Genomic DNA, 6,820 nt, shown 5'->3' on the forward strand with positions numbered 1-6,820 from the left:
AACGCGGGGTAGGCGAAGGCGTCGAACTGCATCTCGACGATCGGGCGGTAGCCGTACATGGCCATGCCCACGGCGGTGCCCAGGATCGCCGACTCGGCGAGCGGGGTGTCGAAGCAGCGCTCGTCGCCGAACTCCGCGGCCAGGCCGTCGGTGATCCGGAAGACCCCGCCGAGCGCGCCGACGTCCTCACCGAACAGGACCGTCCTCGGGTCCTCGCGCATGGCGTCGCGCAGGGCGGTGTTGAGTGCCCGCGCCATGGTGGTCCCGGACATCACTCCCCCTTCCCGGCCGCGGCGAGTTCGGCGGCCAGCTGTGCCGACTGCTCCCGCAGGTGCGGCGGCAGGTGGTGGTAGACGTGCCGGAACATCTCCATCGGGTCGCCGGTGGGCGGCTCGGCGAAGCGGGCGCTGAGTCCGGCGGCGAAGGCGGCGGCCGCGGCGGCGGCCTCCGCCACGGCGGGGCGGTCGAGGACGCCGGCGGCCAGCAGGCGGCGTTCGAGCAGGTCGACCGGGTCCTGCCCGGCCCAGCGCTCGGCCTCGCCCGGGGGGCGGTAGCGGGTGTCGTCGTCGGCGTTGGTGTGGGCGTCCAGCCGGTAGGTGACCGCCTCGACCAGGGTCGGCCCGTGCCCGGCCCTGGCCCGGTCGGCGGCGTCCCGGACCGCGCGGTACACCTCCAGCACGTCGTTGCCGTCGATCCGCACCCCCGGCATGCCGTAGCCGGCCGCCTTGTCGGCGAGGGTGCGGGCGGCGGTCTGCTTGGCGAGCGGGACGCTGATCGCGTACTGGTTGTTCTGGACCAGGAACACCACGGGGGCGCGGCGGACGGCGGCGTAGTTGAGCGCCTCGTGGAAGTCGCCCTCGCTGGTGGCGCCGTCGCCGATGTAGGCGAGCGCGACGACCGGGTCGCCGCTCATCCGGGCCGCGTCGGCGAGGCCGGCCGCGTGCAGGCACTGGGTGGCCAGCGGGGTGCACTGGGGGGCGGTCCGTTCGGCCACCGGGTCGTAGCCGCAGTGCTGGTCGCCGCGGAACAGGGTGAGCACCTGGACCGGGTCGATGCCGCGGGTGAGCAGCGCGACGCTCTCCCGGTAGGTGGGGAACAGCCAGTCGGTGGGCCGGACGGCGTGCACCGAGCCGACCTGGCAGGCCTCCTGGCCGCGCGAGGACGGGTAGACCGCGATCCGGCCCTGCCGGCTGAAGGCGGTGGCCTGCTGGTTGAACGCCCGTCCCACCACCATGGCCTGGTACATCAGCAGCTGCTTGGCGGCGGGCACCTCGGTGGCATCCGGCATGGGGGCGGCCGGCGCGGGGGCGGTGTCGACGGTGCTCATCGGCGCCCGCCCCCGTTGCGGGCCCGGGAGCGGCTGATCCAGGTCCGTTCCAGGTTGGCGATCAGGTCGGCGCTGTAGAGCCGGTACGCCTGTTCCAGCGCGTACGCGGCCAGGTAGCGGCGGAACACGTCGAACGGCTCCTCCCCCAGGGTGATCATGCGGCGGTTGGCGGCGACGGCCGGGTTGTCCAGGTGCTGGGCGGCCCGTTCGACGGCGGCGTCCATCGCGTCGGCCGGGGCGGTCTCGTCGCACAGCAGCGCCGCCTCGGGGTCGCCGGCCCGCAGCCGGTGGCCCCACAGCACCAGCCGGCGGGCGAGGCGGGCGCCGGTGAGCGCGGTCAGCCGGAGGTTGGCGACGCCCGGGACCAGCCCCTCCTCCATCGCGGGCAGGCTGAACCAGGCGTCGTCGGCGGCGACCACCCGGTCGAGGGTCGGCAGGATCTGCAGGCCGCCGCCGATCGCGAAGGAGTCGACGGCGCCGACCCACGGCTTGTCGGCCTGCGGCCACCAGCGCTCGTCGGTCTCCTCCTCCAGGCACAGGCCGCGCACGAACTTGGCGATGTAGCCGGTCTCGCGGCGCAGCAGGAACCCGAGGAAGGAGATCTCGCCGTGGTACAGGTGGGTGAGGTTGATCCCGGCGCTGAAGACCCGCCTGCCGCGGTGGGCGGGGTGGGACATCGGGGCGCCGCGCAGGACCCCCACGTGGCTGGCCTCGTCCAGCAGGACCAGGTCGGTGCCGGTCTCCAGGGCCTCGACGGCGGCGTCGTCCTCGGCGTTGAGGTAGGCGTCGTTGCACAGTTCGAGGTGGGCGATGCCGGCCCGGCGGGTGACGGTGGCCAGTTTCAGGTCGGCCCGGCCGGTGCGCCGGTACTCGGGGAGCGCGGCGAGCGCCGCCGGGGTGGGGCGCAGCAGCGAGTGCAGCAGGTGGGTGCCGGCCCGGGGCGAGTCGAGCACGGCGTGGAAGAAGATGCCCAGGTCGACCTCCCAGCCTTCCTTGTCGCGCTGGGCGAGCCGGGCCTCGGCGGCGAGCCGCTCCCGGCCGGGGACCAGTCCGGGGTGGCGCTCGGCGGCCAGCTGGGCGAGCTGCTCCAGCCGGGGGTGGCGGGTGAGACCGTCCGTCAGCTCGGCGTAGACGTGCTCGGCGTACCGGGCGAGGAAGCCGCGGCGCAGCCGGCGGGCGCGCAGGTGCAGGGCGTCGGCGGTGTGCTGCTGCGCCTCGGTGCGGTCGGGGCGGGGCGGCAGGTCGTCGATGAGGTGGGTGAGGGTCTGCAGCCTGGCGGTGATCTGGTCGCGGTCGCGCTGGAAGGCTCCGGTCGGCCGGAAGTCCTCGTCGGGGGCGAGTGGCCGGTCGCCGGCGCCGCGCACGGCATCCGCGGTGAGGGTGGGACGCAAGGGTCTCTCCGTTCGGTTGGTCGGGTCTGCTCAGCGGGGTGCCGCGGCGGTCCGGCGGTCCGTCCGGGCGGCCAGGATGCGGCCGATCTCGGCGAACGCCTCGGGCCGGGCGAGGCCGGCGTGGTCGGTGTTCAGCGGGTGCTCCTCGATCCGGCCGCCGATGTGCGCCTGCCAGAGGCCGGCGGTGAGGGCGGGGTCGGTGCGGCCGACGGTGGCGGAGAAGAACTCCAGGTCGCCGCCGAAGTGGCCGGGGGTGAAGCCCTGGAGCAGCCGGGTGTTGTTGAGGAAGACGGCGACCAGCCGGGAGACCGCGTCGTCGTCGAGGGCGGCCAGGGCGCTGCCGCTCTCCCGCAGCCGGGCCATCACCTGCGGCCGGTGCAGCGGTCCGTCGCCGAACTCGGCGCGCTCCACCCGGGCCGCGTTGAGCAGGATGGCCAGCACCTCCTGTTCGCCGACCTGGTGGCCGTCGGCGCCGTAGGAGCCGGGGTAGCCGTCGAGCACCGCGAGCAGGCTCACCTCGGCGCCCTCGGCCTCCAGGCGGGCGGCGACGGCGTGGGCGAGCAGCCCGCCGAAGGACCAGCCGAGCAGCTGGTACGGGCCGTCCGGCCGGACGGCCCGGATCTGCTCCGCGTAGTCCTGGGCCATCCGTTCCAGGGTCGGCGGCAGCGGCTCGTCCCGGGCCAGGCCGCGGGCCTGGAGGGCGTACAGCGGCTGGTCGCTGTCGAGGTGGCGCAGCAGCCCGCCGTAGATCCAGCCGAACCCGCCGGCCGGGTGCAGGCAGAACAGCGGTGGGCGGCTGCCGGTGGTTCGCAGCGGGAGCAGGACGCCCAGCGGGTCGGCGGCGGGTGCGGCGCCGTCCAGGCGGGCGGTGAGCGCGGCGACGGTGGGTGCCTCGAACAGGGTGCGGACGGGCAGTTCGGTGCCGAGGACCGTGTTGATCCGGCCGGTGAGGCGGGTCGCCAGCATGGAGTGGCCGCCGAGTTCGAAGAAGCCGTCGTCGATGCCGATCCGCTCGACGCCGAGGACCTCGGCGAAAAGGGCGCAGAGCAGTTCCTCGCGGGGGTCGCGGGGCGGGCGTCCGGTGCCGGCCGCGGCCCAGTCGGGTTCGGGGAGGGCGGCGCGGTCGAGCTTGCCGTTGGGGGTCAGCGGGAGCGTGTCGAGCACCACGTACGCGGCCGGGACCGCGTAGTCGGCCAGCCGGGATTCGAGGTCCGCGCGCAGTTGGTCCGGGTCGGGGGCGGCGGCGGGGTCGGCGGGCAGCAGGTACGCCACCAGGGCCTTGCCGCCGGAGCGGTCGGTGCGGGCCACCACGGCGGCCCTGGCCACCGAGGGGTGGGCGGCGAGTGCGCCCTCCACCTCGGCGGGTTCGATCCGGAAGCCGCGGATCTTGACCTGGTCGTCGGAGCGGCCGAGGAACTCGATCACGCCGTCGGGGGTGCGGCGGGCGAGGTCGCCGGTGCGGTACATCCGGTCGCCCGGCTCGCCGAACAGGTGGGCGTAGGGGTCGGCGGCGAACCGCTGGGCGGTGAGGGCGGGCGCGTTCCAGTAGCCGCGGGCGAGGCCGGCGCCGGCGATGTACAGCTCGCCGGTGACGCCGGGGGCGACCGGCTCCAGCCGGGCGTCCAGGACGTAGGCCCTGGTGTTGTCCAGCGGGCGGCCGATCGGGACCAGGTCGGGGACGGCGGCGGGGTCGGTGAACCGGTGCCAGGTGCAGCCCAGGGTGGTCTCGGTGGGCCCGTAGAGGACCTTGACGACGGTGCCCGGGCAGTGCGCGAGGACGCTGCGGACGGCGGTCGGCGGGACCACGTCGCCGCCGGTCCACACCTGGGCCACCCCGGTGAAGACGTCGGGTGCCTCGTCGGCGACCACCCCGAACAGGCCTGCGGTCAGCAGCAGCGAGGTGACGCCCTCGGCGGCGAGGACCCGCCGCAGCACGGTGGCGTCCAGGTCACCGGGCGGTGCGACCACGATCCGCCCGCCGGACAGCAGCGGGCTCCACAGCTCATACGTGGAGATGTCGAACGCGTACGGGGAGTGCATCAGGACGCGGGCGTCCGGGCCGGGCTCCCAGCAGCGGTCCAGCGCCAGGTCGATGGCGTCCCGGTGGGTGATGCCGATGCCCTTGGGGGCGCCGGTGGAGCCCGAGGTGAACATCAGGTACGCCAGCCGGTCGGGGGCGGTCGCGAGGTCCGGGTCGTGGTCGGGCAGGCCGTCGGCGGCGCCGCTGCCGGGGCCGAGCAGCAGGGTGGTGGTACCGGGGTCGGGCAGCCGCCCGGCCGAGGCCGGGTCGGTCAGCAGCAGCCGGGCGCCGGTGTCGGACACCACCCGGCGCATCCGCTCGGCCGGGTGCCCGGTGTGCAGCGGTACGTAGACGCCGCCGGCCTTGAGTACGGCGAGGGTGGCGACCACCAGTTCGGCGGAGCGTTCCAGCAGGACCGCGACCGGGCTCTCCGGGCGGACACCATCGGCGATCAGCCGGTGGGCCAGCCGGTTGGCCCGGCGGTCGAGTTCACGGTAGGTCAGCTGCTCGCCGGCGGCCGTCACGGCGACGGCGTCCGGGGTGCGGGCGGCCTGGTGCGCGAAGCAGCGGGCGAGCGAGGAGTCGGAGTGCCGGGGCCGGTGGGCGGTGGCGTTCCAGTCGGTCAGGACCAGGTCGCGTTCGGCCTCGTCGAGGACGGGCAGCAGCCCGATCGGCCGGTCGGGGTCGGCCGCGGCGTGCGCCAGCAGGCGGACCAGGCGGTCGGCGAGGGCGTCGGCGGTGGCGGCCTCGAAGAGGTCGGTGCGGTACTCCAGCATCGCGTCGATACCGGCGGGCAGGCCGTCCTCGTCGTGGCGTTCGACCAGGTTGAAGGTGAGGTCGAACTTGGCGGCACCGAGTCCGACGTGCTCCGCCCGGACCGAGACGCCGGGCAGCGCGAGCGTGCCCCCGGGGGTGTTCTGCAGCGCCAGCAGCACCTGGAACAGCGGGTGGTGGGCCGGCGAGCGGCCGGGGCCGAGCTCCTCGACCAGCTTCTCGAACGGCAGGTCCTGGTGGGCGTAGGCGGCCAGCGCGGTCTCCCGGGCCCGGCCCAGCAGGTCGCGGAAGGTCGGGTCGCCGGAGGTGTCGGTGCGCAGCACCAGGGTGTTGATGAACAGTCCGACCAGCTCGTCGAACGCGTCGTCGGTGCGCCCGGCGACCGGGGTGCCGAGCGGGATGTCGGTGCCGGCGCCCATCCGGGTGAGCAGGGCCGACAGCCCGGCCTGGAGGACCATGAACAGGCTGGCGCCGTTGTCCCGGGCGAGGGCGAGCAGGTCGCGGTGGAGTCCGGCGGGCAGGGTGCGCAGGACGGCCTCGCCGCGGTGGCCGGCCGTGGCGGGCCTCGGCCGGTCGGTCGGCAGGGGAAGGTACTCGGGCAGGCCGGCCAGGGCGTCGCGCCAGTACGTGCGCTGGCGGTTGAGCAGGCCGGCCGGGTCGTCCTCGTCGCCGAGCAGTTCGCGCTGCCACAGCGCGTAGTCGGCGTACTGCAGGGCGAGCGGCTCCCGGTCGGGGGCGCGGCCGGCCTGCCGGGCGGTGTAGGCGTCCGCCAGGTCGCGGCCGAGCGGGGCCAGCGACCAGCCGTCGCCGGCCACGTGGTGCAGCAGCAGGAGCAGCACGTGCTCGTCCGGGCCGAGGGTGAACAGCGTGGCGCGCAGCGGCAGTTCGGTGGTCAGGTCGAAGCCGTACCGGGCGGCGGCGGCCAGGTCGCCGGCCAGCCGCCGCGGGGTGGTCGCGACGACCGGCAGCGCGGGCCTGGCCTGCTCGGCGGCCCTGATCTCCTGGTACGGGGCGCCGTCGTGCTCGGGCAGGACGGTGCGCAGGCTCTCGTGCCGGGCGGTGACGTCAGCGAGGGCGTCCCGCAGGGCGGCGCGGTCCAGTGTCCCGGTGAGCCGCAGCGCCACCGGCAGGTTGTAGCTGGGGTCGGGTCCGGTGAGGCGGTTGAGGAACCACAGCCGGCTCTGCGCGGAGGACAGCGGTACCCGTTCGGGGCGGCTGCGGGGGCGCGGTGCGGGCCTGGCGCCGGCGGCCGGGCGCCGGAGGATCTCGGCGAGGGCGGCGACGGTGGGGGCCTCGAACAGGTCGCGG

Annotated in this window: 3 protein-coding genes and 1 pseudogene; all 4 read right to left on the minus strand. The window is 75.5% G+C overall.

Annotated features, from left to right (window positions below):
• A pseudogene (locus tag AA75_RS40695) lies at positions 1-272 on the minus strand (alpha-ketoacid dehydrogenase subunit beta); the annotation flags it as partial.
• Entirely contained in the window at positions 272-1,288 is a 1,017-nt protein-coding gene (locus tag AA75_RS40700; RefSeq protein WP_233289416.1) for a thiamine pyrophosphate-dependent enzyme, read from the minus strand. The gene AA75_RS40700 and the pseudogene AA75_RS40695, both read right to left, overlap by 1 nt.
• A gap of 35 nt (positions 1,289-1,323) precedes the next feature.
• Positions 1,324-2,718, minus strand: a complete 1,395-nt coding sequence (locus tag AA75_RS40705) for an enoyl-CoA hydratase/isomerase family protein (protein WP_233289414.1) — start codon at positions 2,716-2,718, stop codon at positions 1,324-1,326.
• A gap of 30 nt (positions 2,719-2,748) precedes the next feature.
• On the minus strand, positions 2,749-6,820 hold a 4,072-nt coding region (locus AA75_RS40710; protein WP_033825537.1), incomplete at its 5' end, for an amino acid adenylation domain-containing protein.

The sequence above is a fragment of the Kitasatospora sp. MBT63 genome, from assembly GCF_000710465.2.
Taxonomy (GTDB): Bacteria; Actinomycetota; Actinomycetes; order Streptomycetales; family Streptomycetaceae; genus Kitasatospora.

Excerpts from the sequence above, each read along its gene's own strand:
- AA75_RS40700 (WP_233289416.1), bottom strand. The coding sequence starts at position 1,288 with ATGCCGGATGCCACCGAGGTGCCCGCCGCCAAGCAGCTGCTGATGTAC.